This is a genomic window from Bradyrhizobium sp. C9 (assembly GCF_002532045.1).
In the GTDB taxonomy this organism is placed as follows: domain Bacteria; phylum Pseudomonadota; class Alphaproteobacteria; order Rhizobiales; family Xanthobacteraceae; genus Bradyrhizobium.
On the sequence record NZ_NWTG01000003.1, the window covers coordinates 112,233 to 130,179 of the forward strand.

Annotated in this window: 23 protein-coding genes; 2 read left to right on the forward strand and 21 right to left on the reverse strand. The window is 58.1% G+C overall.

Annotated features, from left to right (window positions below; genetic code table 11):
- The first annotated feature begins 257 nt into the window (after window positions 1–257).
- The gene (locus CO675_RS08160; RefSeq protein ID WP_198964542.1) at window positions 258–1,001 is read left to right on the forward strand and encodes an OmpW/AlkL family protein; all 744 of its coding nucleotides are present in this window, start codon (window positions 258–260) and stop codon (window positions 999–1,001) included.
- Between the two features lie 549 nt (window positions 1,002–1,550).
- Here the strand turns inward: CO675_RS08160 and CO675_RS08165 are convergent.
- The 14 genes from CO675_RS08165 to CO675_RS08240 form a co-directional block, all read right to left on the reverse strand.
- On the reverse strand, window positions 1,551–1,898 hold the full coding sequence (locus CO675_RS08165) for a (2Fe-2S) ferredoxin domain-containing protein (protein WP_035632565.1): 348 nt from the start codon (window positions 1,896–1,898) through the stop codon (window positions 1,551–1,553).
- Window positions 1,899–2,859: 961 nt separating this feature from the next.
- On the reverse strand, window positions 2,860–3,318 hold the full coding sequence (locus CO675_RS08170) for a Rieske (2Fe-2S) protein (protein WP_016848177.1): 459 nt from the start codon (window positions 3,316–3,318) through the stop codon (window positions 2,860–2,862).
- A gap of 475 nt (window positions 3,319–3,793) precedes the next feature.
- Entirely contained in the window at window positions 3,794–4,948 is a 1,155-nt protein-coding gene (locus CO675_RS08185) for a DegT/DnrJ/EryC1/StrS family aminotransferase (protein WP_018269923.1), read from the reverse strand.
- 44 nt (window positions 4,949–4,992) lie between these two features.
- Window positions 4,993–5,262, reverse strand: coding sequence for a DUF6129 family protein (locus tag CO675_RS08190; RefSeq protein ID WP_097671496.1), 270 nt, complete (start codon window positions 5,260–5,262; stop codon window positions 4,993–4,995).
- A 32-nt stretch (window positions 5,263–5,294) separates the two neighbouring features.
- Window positions 5,295–5,654, reverse strand: a complete 360-nt coding sequence (locus tag CO675_RS08195) for a DUF3024 domain-containing protein (RefSeq protein ID WP_016848173.1) — start codon at window positions 5,652–5,654, stop codon at window positions 5,295–5,297.
- Window positions 5,655–5,669: 15 nt separating this feature from the next.
- Entirely contained in the window at window positions 5,670–5,909 is a 240-nt protein-coding gene (locus CO675_RS08200) for a nitrogen fixation protein NifZ (protein WP_016848172.1), read from the reverse strand.
- Window positions 5,906–6,226 (reverse strand): nitrogen fixation protein NifZ, encoded by a 321-nt coding sequence (locus CO675_RS08205; protein ID WP_026192302.1) that lies wholly within the window; start codon window positions 6,224–6,226, stop codon window positions 5,906–5,908. Before CO675_RS08205 ends, CO675_RS08200 begins: the two co-directional genes overlap by 4 nt.
- Before the next feature lie 517 nt (window positions 6,227–6,743).
- Window positions 6,744–6,968: a 4Fe-4S binding protein gene (locus CO675_RS08210; RefSeq protein WP_075968411.1), complete on the reverse strand. Its 225-nt coding sequence runs from the start codon at window positions 6,966–6,968 to the stop codon at window positions 6,744–6,746.
- Window positions 6,969–6,976: 8 nt separating this feature from the next.
- Window positions 6,977–8,533, reverse strand: coding sequence for a nitrogenase cofactor biosynthesis protein NifB (gene nifB / locus CO675_RS08215; RefSeq protein WP_018269921.1), 1,557 nt, complete (start codon window positions 8,531–8,533; stop codon window positions 6,977–6,979).
- Window positions 8,534–8,867: 334 nt separating this feature from the next.
- The gene (locus tag CO675_RS08220) at window positions 8,868–9,731 is read right to left on the reverse strand and encodes an SIR2 family NAD-dependent protein deacylase (RefSeq protein WP_018269920.1); all 864 of its coding nucleotides are present in this window, start codon (window positions 9,729–9,731) and stop codon (window positions 8,868–8,870) included.
- Window positions 9,728–9,952 carry a putative nitrogen fixation protein NifT gene (nifT, locus tag CO675_RS08225; RefSeq protein WP_018269919.1) on the reverse strand — a complete coding sequence of 75 codons (225 nt, stop codon included), beginning with the start codon at window positions 9,950–9,952 and terminating at the stop codon, window positions 9,728–9,730. The genes CO675_RS08220 and nifT overlap by 4 nt, the downstream gene beginning before the upstream one ends.
- Entirely contained in the window at window positions 9,949–11,142 is a 1,194-nt protein-coding gene (gene nifS, locus CO675_RS08230) for a cysteine desulfurase NifS (protein ID WP_018269918.1), read from the reverse strand. Before nifS ends, nifT begins: the two co-directional genes overlap by 4 nt.
- 18 nt (window positions 11,143–11,160) lie before the next feature.
- A complete protein-coding gene (locus CO675_RS08235; RefSeq protein WP_026192301.1) occupies window positions 11,161–11,439 on the reverse strand; it encodes a hypothetical protein in 279 nt (92 codons plus the stop codon).
- 19 nt (window positions 11,440–11,458) lie between these two features.
- Entirely contained in the window at window positions 11,459–11,779 is a 321-nt protein-coding gene (locus CO675_RS08240) for a HesB/IscA family protein (RefSeq protein WP_018269916.1), read from the reverse strand.
- A 276-nt stretch (window positions 11,780–12,055) separates the two neighbouring features.
- Between CO675_RS08240 and CO675_RS08245 the strand changes: the two genes are divergently transcribed.
- On the forward strand, window positions 12,056–12,646 hold the full coding sequence (locus CO675_RS08245) for a hypothetical protein (protein WP_016848163.1): 591 nt from the start codon (window positions 12,056–12,058) through the stop codon (window positions 12,644–12,646).
- Between the two features lie 9 nt (window positions 12,647–12,655).
- On the opposite strand, the gene CO675_RS08250 is transcribed toward CO675_RS08245, so the two are convergent.
- From CO675_RS08250 to nifN, 7 genes are all read right to left on the reverse strand, one after another.
- The gene (locus CO675_RS08250) at window positions 12,656–13,051 is read right to left on the reverse strand and encodes a Rieske (2Fe-2S) protein (RefSeq protein WP_026192300.1); all 396 of its coding nucleotides are present in this window, start codon (window positions 13,049–13,051) and stop codon (window positions 12,656–12,658) included.
- A gap of 649 nt (window positions 13,052–13,700) precedes the next feature.
- Window positions 13,701–14,552 (reverse strand): hypothetical protein, encoded by an 852-nt coding sequence (locus tag CO675_RS08255; RefSeq protein WP_018269914.1) that lies wholly within the window; start codon window positions 14,550–14,552, stop codon window positions 13,701–13,703.
- Window positions 14,553–15,150: 598 nt separating this feature from the next.
- Complete coding sequence (gene fdxB / locus CO675_RS08260; protein WP_018269913.1) at window positions 15,151–15,450, reverse strand: ferredoxin III, nif-specific; 300 nt, start codon at window positions 15,448–15,450, stop codon at window positions 15,151–15,153.
- A gap of 13 nt (window positions 15,451–15,463) precedes the next feature.
- Entirely contained in the window at window positions 15,464–15,664 is a 201-nt protein-coding gene (locus CO675_RS08265; protein ID WP_016848159.1) for a CCE_0567 family metalloprotein, read from the reverse strand.
- An 8-nt stretch (window positions 15,665–15,672) separates the two neighbouring features.
- The gene (locus CO675_RS08270; RefSeq protein WP_018269912.1) at window positions 15,673–16,143 is read right to left on the reverse strand and encodes a NifX-associated nitrogen fixation protein; all 471 of its coding nucleotides are present in this window, start codon (window positions 16,141–16,143) and stop codon (window positions 15,673–15,675) included.
- A 6-nt stretch (window positions 16,144–16,149) separates the two neighbouring features.
- Window positions 16,150–16,545: a nitrogen fixation protein NifX gene (nifX, locus tag CO675_RS08275; protein WP_018269911.1), complete on the reverse strand. Its 396-nt coding sequence runs from the start codon at window positions 16,543–16,545 to the stop codon at window positions 16,150–16,152.
- Window positions 16,542–17,942 carry a nitrogenase iron-molybdenum cofactor biosynthesis protein NifN gene (gene nifN, locus CO675_RS08280; protein ID WP_026192299.1) on the reverse strand — a complete coding sequence of 467 codons (1,401 nt, stop codon included), beginning with the start codon at window positions 17,940–17,942 and terminating at the stop codon, window positions 16,542–16,544. The genes nifX and nifN overlap by 4 nt, the downstream gene beginning before the upstream one ends.
- Window positions 17,943–17,947: the final 5 nt, after the last annotated feature.

The following is a 17,947-nucleotide window of genomic DNA, read 5'->3' on the forward strand; positions in this document are numbered from 1 at the left end:
TCGCGCACAAGATTCCTGCAGCCGGGATTTGATCAGAGCTTTGAGCCGAGACACGGTTATTGAATAGATTCGGCTCAGACGGAATGTTAAACTGAATAAACGATACGGACAGAACCACGGAGCTTCGTGGTCGTGATCCTTATGCAACGTGGCTGCATAATTGCGCTACGTGCGCCGCCATTTTGATCAGCATCAAATCAATCGCCGTCTCCCATGTGTGACAGAGGTCTCGCGCGACTCTTCGCGCGAACTTTGGAATGGAGAATTCGATGAGGATCAAAGCAATTCTGACGACGACATCGCTGCTCGCGCTCGCGAGCTCGTTGGCCAGCATGTCGGTTCAGGCCGCCGATCTGGCGCAGGCCCCTATCTACTACAAAGCCCCCCCAATCGAACCCTTCAATCCGTGGATGATCCGCCTGCGCGTTCTCGGCGTTTTACCGGATACCGCAGGCAGCTCCGTCAATGTCGCCGGGGCGTCGCCGCTATCCTCGCCAGCCTCCGGGCTATCGATCAGCGACCAAGCGGTACCGGAGCTCGATATCACCTATTTCTTCACAAGAAACGTTGCCGCCGAACTCATTCTCGGTGTGAGCCGCCATCACATCAACGGCACAGGTAAGCTAAATGGACTAGATATCGGCAAGGCTTGGCTGTTGCCGCCAACGCTGACTCTGCAATATCACTTCACCGATTTCGGCCCGCTCAAGCCTTACATCGGCGCGGGCATCAACTACACCGTATTCTTCAACCAATCGGCTGCCAATACGTCGCTCGCCGGCCTTGCCGTGACGGATTTGCACATCGCCAACCAGTTCGGCGCCGCGGTCCAATTCGGCTTCGATTATATGCTTGACCGCCATTGGGGCCTCAACTTCGACGTGAAGAAGTTGTGGTTGCGGCCGGATTATTCGGCGACCGTGAACAATGCGATTGCCGTCACTGGTCGCGCCAATATCGACCCATGGCTCGTCAGCGGTGGCATCACCTACAAGTTCTGAGGCTGGAAACACGCTTCAGTGAACTTCCCGGACGCGCCGGGTCGCCGGACGCGTCTCTCCGTTATAATACAGTACAAACGCCAGCGAGATGATGCGTAAAGACGCGTCGTCTCGCCGGTGACCAGGAGCCACTCCCAGCATTGCTCGCGCTGTGCGTCACGGATGTGTCGGTAAGTGGTGGAAAACAATCAAATCGAGCCACTAGTGATAGGCTCCTGCTCGTGCTTCCCGGCATTAGCAGAAGCGGCCGCCTGCCTATCGGCGCCAAGAATTCAAGGCGGTCGCCCCCTGCGAGAGAACGACCGCACTTGCAAGGACATGAGCTCAGGGCTCTTCGGCCCCGATCATGAGTAGAATCCGATCAAGGCTTACCTTGTAGCGCATGTTCTTGAAACCAACGCCATAGCGACAAGTAAGCAGTCCCGTGTTGGGCACGTACTGGAAGCGTTAGGGCACCCGATCATTGTCGAACGTTCCAAGATGCTAGCTACTGGGCGGATAGGCCTGCGATGTTCGATACAAAGGGCGAGCGGCGCTCAAGCGACGCCTTTAGCTTCGCCTCAGCACCATCACGAGGCGATCGACACGTTTGCCCTGCTTGAGATGAGAGTCTACGATTTCATCAACGTCCTCAGGCGTGGTGGCGCGATACCAGATTCCGTCTGGATAGACGACCATCAAAGGACCGGAGTTACAAAAGCCAAGGCAGCCCGTCACCGTGAAACCGACATCAGTGAGGTCTTGCGCTTCGATCGCCTTGCCCATCCGATCCCAGAGGGCCTGCGCCCCAGAAGCGCCGCAACTGCCGTGCGGATGATTCGGCGGTCGCTGCGTGTTGCAGGCAAAGACGTGATGCCTATAAAGTTGAGGAAGCTCGAATTCGGTTTCTGCGTTCATGCGCCTATCCTGAAATCAACGGCCTCCGTCATCTGAAAAGAGACAAGATCCGAGCGCATCCGCCCGAACAACCTGCTCCTCAGTCGAACGCCGCATCGACCAATTGATCCTACTAATTCCCACTCCAGCTTGCGAAAGCGGGCGACATGCCGATGATGATCGCTGACGATCAGCGATACTCGACATCTAGAATATCCTCCTTGATCAGCTTCAACCTCGCGGTGTCTCCCTCCGCATTACTTACGCAACCATCCAACTTTTCCAAGCAAGTTCCGCACCAGATGCGTAGCGATCATTTCTTCAGCGATCTCATTCTATGCTCCGGCGCGATTGACGATTATCCGGCGCGACTGACAATTATGCCGAGGTTGCAACATTGTCACCCTCCCTTGTTCCATGCGTGACATATGGCACATCGCGTTTGGTACGCTCCCGCTTCAGCATTTCGCGTTGCGCACCGTTCGCACGCACAATAGCCGGACCACGCCAACGCGCCCGTTCGTGCATTCGACCTTGGCGGCCGCCACCGGCTGACTATGGTGCGGCACTCGCTAAGGGCATCGCATGAACGAAAGCTTGGCATTGCAATTGCTACGCCCGCTTCGGCGGTCGTCCAAGAATTGTGACACAGGATCGTCATTCCTCCAGACCAAACGGTCCTGTCAGTCTGGGTCCCCCCATTTCAACCAGCCCAGACGGTGCCCTCGGCGTAACCGCCGAGGGCATTTCCTTCTCAAAGACATCGTATCCAGCGGCGGCAATGGCCTGCTGGCTCGATTTGGTGCGCTAGCGCCAAAGCACCTCCTAGGTGCCGCGAAGGTCGCGGTCGCACGAGGTTCGGCTGTTCGCCTCTCAACGCCAAAGCATTGACGCGCGTCCGCGCCCAGCACTCGCTGGTACGATGGCATTATTCGGCGACAACGCGCCGGAGACGTGTTGAGCAACAGCCAAGTGACGCCTGCTAATCGGGATGGATCGTTATATCCATGGTTTCGTCGCTGTCCTCGAACGGCTCGGAAAACCGATCATCCTCAAGTAGCTTGATGCCACACAGGCAGACGTCACCTTCGATGACGGCGAGTGCGATCGGCTCAAGTGTTTGTCCAGTGCAGGGACCATCGATGCACAGCCCGGTGTCGATCTCAAATTTCGCACCGTGCCGTGCGCATCTGAGAAAGGAGCGATCGGAGGAGAAGAACTCGCCGGAGCCGATGTTGAGCCATAAGCTGTCATGCGGACAACGATTGACGTAGCCTAGATAGTCATCGTCAAAAGTGCGAACCACAACAATTGGAAACGGCCGGCTCTCGCCGCTGTCGTCTACCTGCGACAAGCTAAAGGCCTTGGCGCCACACCGCTCGATGGCATCGACCGGACAGACGGCAAACACCTCGATCTGATCACACATCGGGCCGATCATCCCTTTGCTTATCCAGGCCTCGCAGTTTCCTGCTTGAAAGCTTCGACTGCAGCCCGGGCCAGCCGAAAAACGCCGCGGCCACGAGCGAGCGGCCGATAGGTCGAGCCGGCACGGGTATTGAGGACATCAAACCATTGGTTCGGCGTGAGCTTCGCCGGGCGCTCGCTGATTTGGATCACTCTCCCGTTTGGAGCGAAGCGGACGTGAATGATGACCTGTTGAGAAGTCATGGCAACCCCTATTTGGCCGACTTTAAAGACCCGAGCCGAAACTGAGGATCTCTGTTGCGACGTGCTCCGTTTCCGGAAGCTTGCGTGGCCTCCAGCCGCGGCTTGGAGACCGCGCCTCGCTACTTTCGAGCAGGTCTTCTTCGTGCCCACGGCCCCCCTCGGTCGCCCCGCTCATCTCGCGCGACGTCGCAAGTGGGATCATCGCATTCGATCGTGGTCCGTCGATGTAGTGGATGACGCGCATCTCAGTAGATCGCTGCCCCTGCGCCCACGTTGATCGAGGCATCCTTTACGGCTTCGACAATGAACTCGATCCTGTCGTTCGTGAGATGGGTGTGAAACGGCAGCGCCAGGGCGCGATCGGCGATCTTTTCGGCAACAAGGAAATCGCCACGTCGATAGCCGAGTTCGAAGTAGTGGCGTTGCAAGTGCAGCGGATGGCTATAAGCGACGGCTTCAATTTGGGCGACTCGCAGATCATCGACGATGGCATCGCGACCGGATCGCGTGAAGCGTGTTCCAAGATGGACGAGATAGAGCAACCAATTCACCTCGGTCACATGGGGACCAACGTAAGGCGGCTTGATGCCCTCAAATGATTGCATATGCGCGTTGTAGAGCTGCTCCACCAGCCGACGACGCTCCAGGATTTCATCGAGACGCTTAAGCTGCGCCAGACCCAAGGCTGCCGTGACATCGCTCATGCCGGCTTGGTATGGTGCTGCGGCACCGACGATCACGGAGGAGCGTTCGTCCAGGCGGTGGGCGCGATAGCGACGCAAGCCAACCGCGATGTCGATATCGTCCGTTACCACCATTGCGCCTTCGCCACAACTTAGGGCCAAGGGCTGGGCAAAGTCGAAGACCGCCAGGTCGCCAAACCGGCCGACGAGTTCGCCCTTGTAGCGCGATCCGATTGCTTCGGTGGAATCCTCTAGAAGCGCCAGATGGTGGCGCTGCGCGATCGCCCGCAATTCCGACCACGGCGCGGGATGGCCGTTGGGATTGCCGGCGACAATCGCCCGCGTGTGGGCCGTGATGCGCTCTTCGGCTTTATCTGGGACCAATGTTCCCGACCAATAGTCGATGTCGGCAAATACCGCCCGCGCGCCTGCAAGACCGATCGCATGGACGGTCTCGCGGAGGGAATAGGGCGAAGCGATGACTTCCTGCCCTGGCCCGATGCCGACCGCCTTGAGCGCAAGCACGAGCCCAATGGTGCCGCTCGAGACCGCAACGGCATATTTGCGGCCAAGATAGGCTGCAAAAGCGTGCTCGAACGCCTCAGTGACCGACCCATTGGAGATCTGCGGCGAGCACAGAATCGTTTCCACGGCGGAGAGCTCGGCGAAGGTGATATCGGGATCGGACAATGGAATGAAGGACGTATTTGCCTCCATCCTGTCCGCACCATCAGGCCGATGCGCTGCCAGTTCAATCCCGCTCACCGCGCAACATTCCTTCTTGCCAACACGATGCCGGTCGCCCGCTTCGGATCGGCCGTAATCTGCACGCAGTGATCCGACCCGTCGAGCAAATGCAGGTCGAAACGAGGGAACCGCCGGGACGGCTGATCCGTCACATCCGACGCATCGCAGCGAACGCATGCAAGCTGCGGAAAGCGGCGCCGCAGCTCGACAAGGGGGCCCATGTCCGCGCCGTCGACAGCAAGCAGCCCTTCGATTTCAATCAATTCCTCCGCAGTAAGCGCCATCGTGGCTCCTCTAGGACTCCCTAAGGTGGTCGTCATTGCCAGAACAGGCGCTCCGGATCCGCGTTCAACTCATCGATTGCTGAAGTCAAGTGGTGGTAAAGGCTGTAAAATTCCCAGATCCCTTGCGCGTGGTTCTTGCAAAACAGCTTCCAGATCCCACTGACGGTGTCGTAAAGAATCAGCGCGACATCAATGAGACCACCATCCTGGTCGATATTGCGCGAGCAACAGGGACTCTCGATCAGATAACCACCCCTCACTGGCGTCACGTTCGGCGAGACATACAGATAGCGCTTGCGCGAGCTCAAGCCGCGCTCGATCCGCATGCGATCGAGCTCGTTTGGGTGAGGAACCAACCCGGTTTTTACCTTCCTCATCAGCGCGGCAGTCATCGCGAAAGCCCCCCTTCAGAGCACCGTGATTTCTTCTTCAAAACAGCCAATGAGCCGTTGCACACCAAAATCGACAGTATAGATCGGCACGTCGGCTTCGGTATGGATAGCGACTCTGACGATCTCGCCGGTTGCTCCGGCGCCGAGCACGATCCCGTCGGGTTCCGTATTGGGAAAAGAGCCATCGTTGATGAGGTCGACCGCCGCTTTAACGCGTTGGCCCCGCCGATATTTCGGAAAGCGGTCCTCAGTCATGACACAGCCTCTTCCGGCAATGGCAAATCATCGATCTCCTCGCACGCGTCCACCGACTCAAGCTCCTTGCGCTTCATGCCAACGCGGTAGCCACGTTCGAGAAACTCGACGCCGTAGATGTAGAATTGCTGCAGGAACGTTCCGATCGAAACGACGTAACCCACCTCTCCCTTCTTGACCAACACCTCGCCAATCTCTTTGCCGCGAAAGGTGCCATCATTACGGATGGTGCGATTGGCCCGTACCTTTTCGCTAAAGCTGAAGAAAGGCGGCCCGCTGAGCTCGACGACGTCGCTATCGCGAACGATTTTATTCATGCAGCGCTCCTCATGGACACGCAGGGCCGCCGCCATACCAGCGCAAGCGAGGTCCTGCATCGATTTGTCCTCATTCTCGAAGACATCCCGCGATTCACCAGCGGCAATGCCGCACGCCATTTCAAGGCGGAGATACCGGTCAGGACCGTGCTGCGGTGCAGTTCGCACCCTCGGCAACAGTCCCTGCATATTCTCGAATCGCACGGAGGCGTTCGGGTCGTTCGCCATGGCTAACGGCCACTCATCGCGGACAACCCATGCCAGAGAGTGGCGGCACTCGACCTCCGCATGACTCATCAATCGGTAGAACAGCTGCAGCGATGCGGCGCGCAACGGCGCGATCAACTTCATTGTGCTGGCCGGCCAGCATCGGCGCCATTCCTCGCACATCAAGCGAAGATCCGGGCCAGACGGCGAGGCTGCGATGGGGCTCGCTTCGCAGGAGCAGGCGCATGGGCTCATTCCTGGGCACGGTTCGCATCATCAAGCGGCGGCAATCCGTTCACTGGGCTCACCTTTAGGCTGGCGCCTGGTATCGCGCCAAGGATGTGTCAACAACGCAGGTATTGTCGACTGGACAGGCGGCGACGCATTGCGGCTCGTCGAAATAGCCAATGCATTCGGTACATTTTGCCGGTTCAATGACGAAGCTCCCCGCCTTCTCAGAGATTGCAACGTTCGGGCACAAGGGTTCGCAGGCTGAGCAGCTCGTACACTGCGAAGCAATGATCTTGAATGGCACATCCCCCCCTACGCCGCAGAGATCACGGCTTTCTGCCGAATCGACGCGTCGCCGCGCTTCACGTGCTGGATCTCACCGCTTTTCACCCGGTCGAGATAAGATCGGAACCAGGAGATCACCGACTTCTCAAACAACTCATGCGCGTATTGATCAACCGGCTCGATTCCGGCCTTGATCAGGTTGCTTTTCGGGCTGCCGCCGATTTTGGCCACGAACACCGCGTGGCAGTCATTGATGCCGCGAATGATAGTCGAAAGCCTATCCTTCTCCCCATCACCGCCTTGGCAGTAGACGTCTACGCGGCGGTGGCCGACGAATTTAGTGCCGGATGTGGAAAGTTCGTAGACTTGGAATTCCCTCGCATGTCCAAAGTGCTCGTTGATCAGGCCGGAGCCTTTGGTTGCGACTGCCACCAGAAGCGAGATCTCGCTCGCCGCTCCGGCCAATTCCCCGAGCTCTTCTTTGCTGGCCGCGGCCTTGGCAGCACGCTCATCCTCTACCCGGTCTTGGTAAGCCTTGCGCATCTCGAGATCGTATTTGACGTCCATCTTCATGACTCGGTCGGTCGTAAACTCTGCGCTGCGATCTTCTCCGAGTAGACCCACAGCATCGGCACGGCACTGACGGCAGTGACGCATCATGTTCATCTCCCCTTCGCAAGCATCTTGCAGCGCCTTCAATTCCTGCGCTGTCGGCCCGCGTTGACCGTTGAGGCCAAACACCGTGCCGTACTCGGGTGCGGAGATCAGCGGCATGATATTGTGGAGGAAGGCGCCGCGCGACTTCACCGCCTTGTTCACTTCGACCAAGTGACCGTCGTTGATATGCGGGATCATCACAGAGTTGACCTTACACAGGATCCCCCGTTCGCTAAGCATCTCCAAGCCTAGCAGCTGGCGATCGGCAAGTACCCTTGCCGCGTCGAGGCCGGTGTAGCGCCTGTGGTTGAAGAAGATCCAAGGATAGATCTTGGCGCCGATTTCGGGGTCGATCATGTTGATGGTGATCGTGACATGGTCAACCTTGGACTTGGCGATGACGTCAACATAATCTGGCAGGCTCAGCCCATTGGTTGATAGACACAGCTTGATGTCCGGAGCCGCTTTGGCGACGAGTTCGAACGTCTTGAACGTCTTTTCTGGATTGGCCAGCGGATCGCCGGGACCGGCGATGCCAAGCACGGTCATCTGGGGAATAGTGGCCGCGACCGCAAGCGCTTTCTTTACCGCCTGCTCCGGCGTGAGCTTCTCGCTCACCACGCCCGGACGTGATTCGTTGGCGCAGTCGTATTTGCGGTTGCAGTAGTTGCACTGGATGTTGCAGGCTGGCGCTACTGCGACGTGCATGCGCGCGTAATGATGATGCGCCTCTTCGCTGTAGCAGGGATGGCTCTTCACTTTTTCCCAGATCTCGGTCGGCAGATCGGCTTGCCCTGCCCGCGAGCCGCAACTCGCCTGCCCGGAGTTGGACGAGGTGCGGCAGCCCTTATGCTCGGCGGCCTGCACCATCTTGCTGGCACCTACCGCAGCTTTGGCACATTTTCCGCGCCCGACGACCGCGTTCATTTCCCATGTCTCCCTGCAGGCAATGATCTCAGGACCAGCCCCGAGAGCCTCAGCAAGAGCAGTAGCAACTCATATGCCATGGTAGAGTCGATGCGATTGTAGCCATGCGCCAAACAGTTAGCTGGAACAGCAACGCAACCGAATGCAAGAACAGCAACCATGCGCGTGTTTGAAAGCCAACAAGCACGTCGTGTTCCTGCCGCCGAGCTCCACGGCGGGTGCATTCATTCAAACGCCACGCATGCGCGATCCCGGCTCCTTCCCCGTTGACCTTGATGCGATGCGGCATCTGACAATAGGCCGATGCGACCTGGTGGTCTGGCTTCGCAACGCCCTAATGGGTGAGCAGTATCTCGACTGCGCGAGGCAATCCAATCGCAAGCGGCGTCAGGCCCTGCTCGCGCAGAAAGCGGAGCTCATTGCGTGAGAGCGCATCTAGATCAACGATCGCATAGTGGGTTTTGGCTGTACGCTTGATGATTTGCCGGGCATAGCTACGCAACAGCTGGTCGTTGAACCGACAGCCGATGAAGAGAAAGCTCTGTCCGATCCGCCTTTCTTTGATGATGTCCGGAATCGGTGTCTGGATGTCGATTTCGGTCAGCACCTCGACATAGTCCGCGTCGGAGATCAGGAAGTTCTTTGCCGGCTGCACACCGCCATGCGGCTTGTACAGCACCGTCGCCCAGCCATCCGCCACGACACCGTCGACCGCTTGGCCAATCGAGTCATAAAAGCGATACCAGCGATTCTCGCCAATGCTGGCGCGGGTGATACCCTGCACTTCGCCCCATCCATCGCGCTTATCCAACGCCCCGCGCATCGCGCCATCATACCATGTATCGACTATGATGGGCAGCGACAGAGACGCAAGATGATCGTGCAAGGCGGTCGGCTCGACCGGCCGAGCGAAGGCCTGCGCCATCAATGCCGTCACGGTGGAGCGATGTTTGCTGATTTCGATGTGCTGCGCCGCGGCCCATGCATTGCTCTTGGCCCGTCGCGGCAGCGCGACCTTGCTGGCGAAGAAAGCAGATAACGCCTCAGGCGTCGTCGGCACATCGGGTCTGGACAGTTCAGCAAGGCCAGGACCGATATAGGGAACAATGCTCGCGGCCCTCAGCCCGGCAGCAACGTCCGCGAGAATGGCCTTAGCATCGGTTGCGTTGACAAAATCGATTTGCACGGGCGCATTCACGGATCGTCACCGTTTTCGCCTCGTTTCTTGGCATTGATTGTCACCGGTAAGCGCGTATCGGTCGCCATCTGCGGCAAATCGAGCACCCAGCCATTGGCTATTTTGATCCAGCCGCCCCATAGCGTCTCGTGCTCGGATTCCACGATCGACTGTTCGAGATCCTTTTTCGGCACGTAGATCGACAGGCCCGAGTCCGGAGCGCGGCGAATCATGATCTTCACGAGCTCAACTCCCTCGACTGCCGCGCATAGCTGGCCAGACTGGCCGATCCCCGCAAATTGGCGCGCAGGCGAGCCACGATGTCGCATAGTACGCACACGACCTCATCGACCTCCGCAACAGAGGTTTCACGCGACAGAGAAAAGCGCACCGCGCCGCGCATACTCCGCTCCGGCACCCGCATGGCGCGCAGAACATGCGATGGCTCCATTGAGCCGGACTTGCAGGCTGCCCCCAGCGACACTGCAATGCCCGCACGATCGAGATGATGGACGATTGCTTCGCTTTCAAGATCATCGAACGCGATGTTGGCCGTGTTGGTTAGCCGGTTGCTAGTATCGCCGAGCACCGCGCACTCGCCGCTGCGCAAAATCCCCTGCTCCAGGCGGTCGCGCAACGCACCAATGCGAACACGCTCCGGCTCGAGCCGCTCCACCGCCAGCTCCGCAGCTTTTCCAAGACCAACGATGCCAGGGATATTCTCAGTACCGCCGCGGCGTCGACGTTCCTGTGATCCGCCCCAAATCAGCGGCCGGAATTTTGTCCCTTTGCGCAGATAGAGCGCGCCAATCCCTTTTGGGCCATGCAGCTTGTGCGCCGAAAGCGACAGCATGTCGATCGCACTGTCCTTCAGGTCGACGCGTTCCTTACCGACGGCCTGGACCGCATCGGTGTGAAACAGCGCGCCTGCCTCACGGGTCAACCCGGCCAGAAACTCCACGGGAAAAATCGTACCGGTCTCGTTATTGGCCCACATGGTCGAGACGATCGCCGTGCGGGGCCCGAGCGCGCAGCGAAACGCCTCGATGTCGAGCCGGCCGCGGGAATCTACCGGTATGATATGTGTCTTGACGCCTTTCGGCGCCAATTGCTCGACCAGGGAAAGGATGGCGGAGTGCTCAACCGAGGTGGTAACGATCTCGTCACGGCCTTCCTGGCTCGCAAGCGCCGAGAGGATGGCAGCATTATTTGCCTCGGTCCCACCTGAGGTAAAAATGATCTCATGATCGTCGGCATTCCCCAACAGATCCTGCAAGCTACGGCGCGCCTGCTTCAGCGCGGTTGCGGCCTCGCCGCCAAAGGCGTGGCTGGATGAGGCATTGCCGAATCGCTCGGTGAAGTAAGGCAACATGGCTTGCACGACGGACGGATCAGTCCGCGTCGTCGCGTTGTTATCGAGATAAATCGGCACCTGATCCCCCACTCAATCTCACGCCTTGGCTGCTGCAGCAACCGGGATGAAACGGACGAATTCGCCGAGTCTCTCGACAAGCCGCGCCTGAACGCCTTCCAACGATCCGCTCAAAAGCTCGCAAAACGCGCTGCCACCAACGCAGACCATGTTCCTGCTGCCACCGATCCGGATCACTCGACTGCTGTCACCCCGTTGCAGAATGGATCGGATCTTCTCGAGTACGGCGCGAATGCGCGGTCTTCGGCCGTTCACGGCGGCCTGCAATTGCCTGAGTTGCTCTGATTCGGCCGACATGCTCGATGTCTCTTCCATATCAGCTGAACGATTTTCCGCAGGAGCAGCTCGAGGTGGCGTTCGGGTTGTGAAAGGTGAAGCCTGCGCTCTCCAGCGCCATCACGAAGTCGATGGTTGTTCCGACCAGATGTTGATGGCTCTTGTCGTCGACAAACACCTTCAGGTCACCGCACTCAATCACTTTGTCGTCGGGCTTCGGTTCCTCAACCAGACCCATCGTGTATTTGAACCCGTTGCAGCCGCCTGCCTCGACCATAATGCGCAGGCCGCCAGCTGGCTGTGTCGATGATGAAATCGCACTCTTGACCGCATTCACCGCGCTATCCGTCAGGTTGATCATGGCTTATCCTTCATCTGCTTAGGACTGCGTGCTCTTGGCAAGTCATGTGCCAGCGCGCAGACATTTGATGATGCTTGCCTTTTCGGGCCACGCCTGTTGACTTTGGTACTCGTGTCGAATTTCGGACAAGGCTGCTTCAGGCTGTCGGTGCCCATTTCACGCCTTTTCCTTCCCGGCTATGCCGCAGACCGCTGCACATGGGCGGCAAGCAATTTGCATTGCATCTCGCACCGACGCCGAAGCGTTGGTGAAACGCTTAGATCGAGGAACGTTCTAATGACTGCAATCGAGAACACCGCACTCGGCAGACTTGAGAAGGAGGGTCGCCTGCTCAATGCCGTATTCAAAGGCGGGACCATTAAGCCTGGGCGGTTCGGCTTTCGCGGTGACGTCGCACTGAAATTCCAAACCCAGGTCGCGGACGAGAAGCGGCCGCCGGACTATTCGATCGAACAAGTTTTGACCATCGCCCATGATGGAGAGCGAACCATTCCGGTGCTAGCCGGCTATCTGCATTCCTTCGCCTATCTTGCCGACGTTGCAGGCGTGCTGGACGGCGCGTTAAGCCCCGACGGCAGCTACTTCATGTTCTGCAACAACATAGATCTGCTGGCGAAATACCGAGTCAGGCTTGGCGATGCCACTTTCCACGTCCTTCCGTGCGACGAGTCCACAGTTTGGAAGGAGATGATGGACCTGGTCGGAATCAACAAGGACGACATCAAGAAGCTCGATTCAGGTGGCAAGCTGGATTACCTGCTCGATGCGGCAAAGAATCTGGATCTGTCCTGTGATGAGATCTCGTACGAAGATGGGCTGAAGAGGATGGAACCCGTGAAGAATCGAAACGAAAATCGGCCGGTCTGAGCGCTGGCTTCATTCATCAAAAGGCGTATCGTCTTCGACAAGACGCACGCCGACGACACAGATATCACCATCCAGAACTGTCAAGGCGATCGGCGTGAGCGCTCTGCCCTTGCACGGACCTTCGACGCACCGGCCAGTGCCAAGTTCGAAGGTCGATCCGTGTTTACCGCACATCAGCCGGACGCCGTATGGATCGAGGAACTCGTTCCGCTCCCAGTCCAAATTAACGCCGTTGTGCGGGCATCTATTGAGATAACCGAGCACCGTCTTGCCCCAGCGCACCACAACGATAGACCACGGCCGCTGATTGCCGTCGTGATCGACGATCATAAGACGGAATCCCATGGCCCGGCGGCTTGGAATGTCGCTAAGACCGCAAATCGCGTAAATGGCGTCTGACTGCATTCATTGCTCGTCGAATACGACGACACGCTTCATATCACCTGTGTCAACAATGCGACAACCGTAGGAGCTCGCCAGATTGGCTCCGCATTGTAGCACTCGAGACGTAAAAGCTCGCCTGTACAACAACTCACTCGCGTTGGTGCATGATGAGACGAATCCCGCGCAAGCATTGATCTTCTAGCCTTTCGAAGGTTCCGCTTTCGTCCACAGTCAGGCGAGTCGCATCGCACTGCGGAATGGTGTGGCTGTCTACGGTATGTGACGAAGCACACCGTCTCTTTGTATTCTCGATCTTCGCATGTGCATAGATGTGCTTGCGTTTGCGGGCCTGCGCAGCTTGACTGATGAGAATGATGCATTTCAACCAAGACTGGCGAAAATGCAGGGACTGCTGAATGCTCCGCAGACGCCGCATTGACCGCCAGCTAACAACGCCGCACGCGTCGTTGCTGCAGTCGATCTAATAGCTCGCAGCGAGGCACGCCTTAAAGTCGGCGTGCCCGCTGTTGGCGGTAACCGCGGTCACCGCCAAAATCATCCTTGGGCGCACACCGGGAGCGTGCGCCTCATCAGGCCATAGCCTTCGCTGGCGCGCGCAATCCACGAAACGCCAGCCATTTCCTGCCGGCTCCCGCGACTTACAGCTGCTCTACTCTGTGTGCATCCCCGCAAGGGCGCGCTCCAAGTAGTAGTATGCTGTCGATTCATCTTCGTCAGAAGAGTCACACTGGCGAGGCGCTTGGGTAGCGCTATCACCATCCCCTGCCTTGGCGAGGTACTTTGTAGGCCTGCCTACTCGCTGCCACTCGTCGTTCTCATTCTTGGTCCACACTTCCGGATGCTGGTGAGGATCAAGCACCCAGTGGTTTCGCCCCACGTGAACAAAACCCATTTCCACCAGGCGGGGTTCCATCCCGCCTAAGGCTGGTTTTGACAAGATCAGCGGCTCAGCGCCGTTGCGCGCATCAATTCTCAGTTGATGTTCCAGCAGAATATCGCCCGCATTCTCGACCAGGGGATGTGTCACCCGAAGGTCTACCACAGACGTCAGATCGTTGCGGCCAAACTGGTTCCGGAAGGCGTCTCCTTTGATCCGAACCGGACCTCCCACTCTTAAGAGGCCGACCGTTTCGTCACCCAATTTATAGCTGAAAAATTTCGCTGGCCTGGACAGATCATCGTAGGTGTGGAGATAGCTTCCAGCGACCGTTGCTGCGCGCTCAGCTTTCTTGGATACGAAATCCGAGTACTCTTCCCGGCTACTTGCGATGCTCTGGATATCAGAACCCAGAAATCTCCACAGTCCGTCATTGAAGGAAGAGCGATCGATCTCGGAAATGGGCGGATTGGATTCCAGAGAGTATCGCGCCGGCGACGCCCCACTTGAACCGACGCCTGCAACCATTTCCGCAAAATGCGAGCTGTCCCCCGCCTCTCCCGCTTCATCAGCTTGGCTGGCGCCTGTGGACGGGCTCGATGAGCCAACGATTCTGCCATACATCAGATCGCTCTCCTATCGGCAAATTTGCACGCTGTTGAGCTCGTGCCGCGCAAGCTCTGCCGACTAGAATACACAGCCTAGCTTACCGCAAGCTGACCCAGATAGCGCAAAGCCTCTGTCCGCCTCGCACGCTACGACCAGGCGCTCCGCGCGCATTCGCGCCGCACGCGCTACTCATCGAATTGCATTCGGTGAGTGCACATTACGTCACATTGACGATGGTCCATCCCTCAAGGACTGGCCACTCATCGCCACACGCACGATCGCCTTTCATTAGAGCACTTGCAGGCTGGGGGTTTGATCAGATACTTGAACAAATGCACACGTCTATCGAGGACCGGCCCGCCCTTACGCTCTCGTTTTCCAGTTCTGTGCGTTTTAGTCGTGTGCTGCCGATATCGACCATTTCGTGACGCGCTGTTGCGCTGTCCCCGCCGTTCGGTGCAGCGGCATCGTCGGGCCGCGGCAGGTCGTCTAGACCATCGAGACTATCAGCGCAGGCCGGCCTGATCTTCACGCCCGTGTTGCACGCGACCAGCAATGGCTCTCGCCCGCTACATGCCGCACGCCTGCCGTAGGGACAGACCCGGCCTTCGGCTTACGCAGCTTCGGTTGCGGCTGATCCGTGGGTCTGACAACTGGCCGGGCAAACTCTGGCGCAGGCTCCGCAGCCGATGCAGGCGCCCTGATCATTCAAAACCATGATCTTCTTTTCAATTTCATCGTCATCGTCATTGTCGAGGTCGACAAGTTCGCCACTTTCGTTGATCCCCCTCAACGTCATGACATCTCGACCGCACACCTTGAAACACCGGCCACAGCCGATGCACTTGTTGGCATCTATCGAAATCAAGTAGTCCGGCGTCCAGTCGCGGCCATCACGCGTTGCAAATGACATGAATCGGCCTCCTCTAATTAACTTCCAGCGCCTTCAAATCATGGCTCTTGCGTTCGAGTTCGGCATAGGCATCATGCGCCTTCTGCGCCACCACCATGATCGATGTCCAGTTGATGGGAAGTTCTTCCGAGAGGTCGTGCAGATCCATTTTGGCTTGGAGCGCTTTGGCCGAAAGTTTCTTTAGCTCCGCCTTCAGTAGTTCACGATCGCTCATGAATGCCCTCAATAGTTTGCCACGTCCGGAAATTTCCGAATCAAGTCAATTCCGGCCCCGACATATTTGTCACCCTCCTGCGCGAGCTTTGCGAGGTTATCGAAGCCGAAGCGATGCATATCGCGCAGCTGCCTGTTCACGGCGATCAGCCGCCCCCCGATCAGCACCATGCGGCCAAAACCTTCATGGTGCATCTTCAGCATCGGCTGGATCATCACGCCGGTAGCTCTCTCGATCGAGAGTGCGACTGCATTGAAGAACAGCTCCAGCCGCCACAGCGTGTCGGGATCAGGATCGCCGACAATCGGCAGTGCCCGTCGCTTCTCCTTGTCCAAGATATAGGGTTCAAGCAGCTCGAAATCGCTCTTGGCCTCCCAGGCTCCGTTGGTATCCTGAGCACGCCATATCTTGACCAGTTCCTTGAGGAACGGGGAATCGAGGGCGTCGCCCTGCTGCGCCATTTCTGTGGCCTCGGTCATCTCACCTCATTCGTCGAACTCGAATGTGCGCCGTTGGTCCTTCGCCAAGGCCTTGCGTAGCCACGGCGGCGGCGTGCCCTTCAATACGCGCTCGAGCTTTTCGAGCAGCGCCAGGATGTTCTCTGGCTTATTCACCTTGATAGGATGGATGTTGTTGGCCACCACCCGCGCAGCACCGGCACCGCCGATGGCGGCAACATACAGGATTGCACAATCCTTGATTGCCTCGATCTTCGGCGCCAGCTTATCGTCGTCACCGTCTTCCTTGAGATCTCCCTCGAACTCAACCGCTTTGAGAAACACGTGCCCGTTTGGCGCGACATCGTAGATAGCGATATTCTTTGCCCACCCAAAATGGGCATCGACGCGTCTTAGGTCTTGCGTGGCGAATGCGACCTTCATGCAGTCGACCTCTCAGCTGCGCTGCGGTGGCCCGACGTTAGCGGCAGTGCCGCCAAAGGCCTCCATCTATCGGGCGTCGGCTGATGATTCTCCTCGCGGTCCGCGATCACAAGATTGGCGATATCAAAGATCAGAGCGCGCGTACCACGATAACCGACGGATAGCTGGTGCCCTGCACCAAGCCGATCGAACATCGGAAAACCGGCTCGATAGAACGGGATTTTCAGCCGAGCCGCCGCTTGCCTGCCATGCGAATGCGTGATCAGCAGGTCGCAATGCTTTGTTCTGGCTAGCTCTTCCAGATCCTCAAGATCGCCGATCAGCACCTCCTTGGTCTTGATCCGCTCGATCACCGCCGACTGCGTGGTCGTCACCGCCGCGCTCACCTGCGCGCCCATCTCGTGCAGCATACTGGACAGGTCGAACAGCAGGTCTGGCTCGGCCGCGATTGCAAGTTTGCGACCACCAATATGGAAGTGCGCGTCCAGCATTGCGTCGGTGAGCTGGCCGCGCTGGCGCCGATATTTCGATGGCACGGGGCGGCCGCTGATCTCGCTCAGAAAAGTCACGAATTCGTCGTTCGGACCGAGACCGCATAACCGTTCGAACAGGCGAAATGGCACGCCGGTCCTGGCCTGCATGACCTCTGCTGCTCGCCGCATCTGCCCGCCTATCGCGATAGTCCACCCTGCGCGGCCCATGCTCGCGATTTCGTCCACGCCGATGCCGCCGATGGTCGTTGGGGTAAAGTCATCAGGGATATGCCCGTCGAGCGACCCCGCCAGATCAGGCAGGAAGGACGGCCGCAACCCAAAATCCTCCAGGATGGCACGAAGTTCATCAAGATCACCCGGCGTGAGGTGGCATCCTGGAAGAACATTCACCCTCGATGGATCGCGCAGGCCATTGACGTTTGGCCCTTCCACCAGCAACTCCACAATGCTCGCCACGGCCTTCTCCCAGCCGTCCTGGAACGCCCCCTTGAAATCAGGCGTCGAGACATAAACCAGCGGTAATTTCGCAAGCTGCGGATGCTTGTCCCGGATCAGCTTGAGGTAGGCATCGACATCGTCTCCATTGGTCTCGGTGACACCGGTCGAGCAGATTCCGATGATCTTTGGCTTGGTACGATTGTAGATATTGAGTATCGCCTGCTCGAGATTCTCATAGCCGCCGAGCACGGTCGCGACCTCGCTCATCGCAGTGGTCTGCAGCGGTACAGCCTCCTTGAAATGCCGCACAAAGAGGGTGAGCCCGAAGGAGGTGCAACCTTGTGAGCCGTGCAAAAGCGGCATCGCCCCGCTTAGCCCCATGAACGCAAATGCGCCGCCGATCGGCTGGCTCATCTTCAACGGGTTAACCGCGCATGCTTTTGTCGGCAACGTCGCGATGGCCATGACAC

Coding starts and splice junctions, on each gene's coding strand:
- CO675_RS08265 (WP_016848159.1), bottom strand. CDS start 15,664: ATGAGCGATCGTGAACTACTGAAGGCGGAGCTAAAGAAACTTTCGGCC.
- nifX (WP_018269911.1), bottom strand. CDS start 16,545: ATGAAGGTCGCATTCGCCACGCAAGACCTAAGACGCGTCGATGCCCAT.
- CO675_RS08185 (WP_018269923.1), bottom strand. CDS start 4,948: ATGGAGGCAAATACGTCCTTCATTCCATTGTCCGATCCCGATATCACC.
- fdxB (WP_018269913.1), bottom strand. CDS start 15,450: ATGTCATTTGCAACGCGTGATGGCCGCGACTGGACGCCGGACTACTTG.
- CO675_RS08245 (WP_016848163.1), top strand. CDS start 12,056: ATGACTGCAATCGAGAACACCGCACTCGGCAGACTTGAGAAGGAGGGT.
- CO675_RS08170 (WP_016848177.1), bottom strand. CDS start 3,318: ATGATCGGCCCGATGTGTGATCAGATCGAGGTGTTTGCCGTCTGTCCG.
- CO675_RS08190 (WP_097671496.1), bottom strand. CDS start 5,262: ATGGCGCTTACTGCGGAGGAATTGATTGAAATCGAAGGGCTGCTTGCT.
- CO675_RS08250 (WP_026192300.1), bottom strand. CDS start 13,051: ATGCAGTCAGACGCCATTTACGCGATTTGCGGTCTTAGCGACATTCCA.
- CO675_RS08200 (WP_016848172.1), bottom strand. CDS start 5,909: ATGACTGAGGACCGCTTTCCGAAATATCGGCGGGGCCAACGCGTTAAA.
- CO675_RS08240 (WP_018269916.1), bottom strand. CDS start 11,779: ATGATCAACCTGACGGATAGCGCGGTGAATGCGGTCAAGAGTGCGATT.
- CO675_RS08235 (WP_026192301.1), bottom strand. CDS start 11,439: ATGTCGGCCGAATCAGAGCAACTCAGGCAATTGCAGGCCGCCGTGAAC.
- nifB (WP_018269921.1), bottom strand. CDS start 8,533: ATGAACGCGGTCGTCGGGCGCGGAAAATGTGCCAAAGCTGCGGTAGGT.
- CO675_RS08270 (WP_018269912.1), bottom strand. CDS start 16,143: ATGACCGAGGCCACAGAAATGGCGCAGCAGGGCGACGCCCTCGATTCC.
- CO675_RS08160 (WP_198964542.1), top strand. CDS start 258: ATGGAGAATTCGATGAGGATCAAAGCAATTCTGACGACGACATCGCTG.
- nifN (WP_026192299.1), bottom strand. CDS start 17,942: ATGGCCATCGCGACGTTGCCGACAAAAGCATGCGCGGTTAACCCGTTG.
- CO675_RS08165 (WP_035632565.1), bottom strand. CDS start 1,898: ATGAACGCAGAAACCGAATTCGAGCTTCCTCAACTTTATAGGCATCAC.
- CO675_RS08195 (WP_016848173.1), bottom strand. CDS start 5,654: ATGACTGCCGCGCTGATGAGGAAGGTAAAAACCGGGTTGGTTCCTCAC.
- CO675_RS08255 (WP_018269914.1), bottom strand. CDS start 14,552: ATGTATGGCAGAATCGTTGGCTCATCGAGCCCGTCCACAGGCGCCAGC.
- CO675_RS08205 (WP_026192302.1), bottom strand. CDS start 6,226: ATGAATAAAATCGTTCGCGATAGCGACGTCGTCGAGCTCAGCGGGCCG.